Origin of the sequence: Neglectibacter sp. X4, assembly GCF_009917365.1 — a bacterium.
Lineage (GTDB): Bacteria > Bacillota > Clostridia > Oscillospirales > Acutalibacteraceae > Acutalibacter.
In genome coordinates, this window is record NZ_QWLE01000145.1 from 1 (window position 1) to 1605 (window position 1605).

Consider the following 1605-nt stretch of genomic DNA (forward strand, 5'->3'; position numbering starts at 1 on the left):
GTTACATGGACTTAAACCGGTTCGCGGAGGACACCCGGCACATGATTATTTTTGATACCCTGACCGCTGATTCCCCTATCGGCTGGAAAGGGGAACGCAGCCGCGCCTTTCTCACCGAGGAGGGATATAAAAAGTCCCTGGAACGCCAGGAACAAGGGCATATCAAAATTGTGAGCCACGCGAAGGTCCGAAACGGACATCTGCACTATGACCGGCAAGTCTTGCCTGCAAAGAAGCCATTGAGCAGGCCATTAACGCCCACTATGGGGATAACCGTCTGAATACCGAGGCCGCTGTCAAAGAGGTGCTGGAACAGTTCGGGCCGGAGCGTATGCAGTACATCCTTGCCAATACGGTGCTGAAAAAGGAGCATGACGGGCGCATCTCCCGCGATAACAAAGCCTGGGCGAAAACAATCCCCATGCCGGAGGATGGCGGCGATCCCCGCCACAGTTATGCCTTGGTGGTGGATAAGGTCAACCCCGGCCTGACCGACCTGTTTTTGAAGCAGGCGCGGAAAGTCCTTCAAGCCCCGGAGAAAGGCTCCGTCCTGGAAAAACTCAAACAGGAGCCGCCGGAACGCAGACCCGCCGCCCCTAAGAAACGGGAACCGGAACGATGAGCGCGGCAAAGCGGAAACGGGAGGTACAGGTGAATTTCCGGGTTTCCCCGGAGGAGCTGGCCCTGATTGAGCAGAAAATGTCCCAGCTTGGAACCGTCAACCGGGAAGCCTACCTGCGGAAAATGGCGCTGGACGGGTATGTGGTAAAGCTGGATTTGCCGGAGCTGAAGGAGCTGGTGTCCCTGATGCGCTATTCCAGCAACAACCTGAACCAGCTGACCCGTAAAGTGCATGAAACCGGGCGGGTTTATGACGCTGACCTGGAGGATATATCCCAGCGGCAGGAACAGCTTTGGGACGGTGTGCAGAAGATACTGGCCCAGCTTTCTAAGCTCTCCTGACCGGAGAGTTTACCCCATCTGCGGAGGGAGGAACGGCGTTCTTCGCCGCGCCTTCCTCCGCTTTTTCTTTTTGACGGTAAACTTGCCGGATGTGCCGGAATCATGGATAATAGCGGCAGAACAGGGTTTTACGAAAGGAGTGGACTGCTATGATGTCATTTGAACAGGTGATAGACATTTTTGGGGACTATCTGGCATTGGATACAGAAATGGAAGTCTGCAAAAGCCGGTATGGGTATATCCGGGTGGAGTTTCATGGGACAGAGGAATTACCCGGCTATTGCAGCGGCATGGTCTGCCGTACCCCAAAGGAGCTTTTTGACCTTCTGCTTTCCGATTATGAAAGCTATCTGGAAATCCAGCGGACAAAGGGACGCAGGAATGTGACGGAGGAAGATAAAAACGAAATTACCGCACTGTGTCAATCCCGTTTGGAGAAGTGGGAAAAAGGAAACGCCAGATAGCTTTGGGTGATTTACTTTTGGCATGAAACAGGATAATCCGATATAAAAATGTTGAATAAAAAGAAACAAGCGGTCTGCGTATGCAGACCGTTTTGTTATGGAGGGAGGATTCCATCATGGCAACCACACGCATCATGCCGCTGCACACCGGCAAAGGCCGCACCGAAAGCCAGGCGGT

General features: G+C 53.4%; 3 protein-coding genes and 1 pseudogene. All 4 read left to right on the top strand.

Annotated elements, in window-relative coordinates; translation table 11 throughout:
- Positions 1–281, top strand: a 281-nt coding sequence (locus D1841_RS17220) for a DUF5720 family protein (RefSeq protein WP_237076455.1), incomplete at its 5' end; no start/stop codon positions are given.
- A pseudogene (locus D1841_RS17225) lies at positions 215–622 on the top strand (DUF3849 domain-containing protein); the annotation flags it as partial. The gene D1841_RS17220 and the pseudogene D1841_RS17225, both read left to right, overlap by 67 nt.
- Positions 619–963, top strand: coding sequence for a plasmid mobilization relaxosome protein MobC (gene mobC, locus D1841_RS17230; RefSeq protein WP_004074163.1), 345 nt, complete (start codon positions 619–621; stop codon positions 961–963). The pseudogene D1841_RS17225 and the gene mobC, both read left to right, overlap by 4 nt.
- Before the next feature lie 149 nt (positions 964–1112).
- Positions 1113–1427 carry a hypothetical protein gene (locus D1841_RS17235; RefSeq protein ID WP_160644902.1) on the top strand — a complete coding sequence of 105 codons (315 nt, stop codon included), beginning with the start codon at positions 1113–1115 and terminating at the stop codon, positions 1425–1427.
- Positions 1428–1605 lie beyond the last annotated feature (178 nt).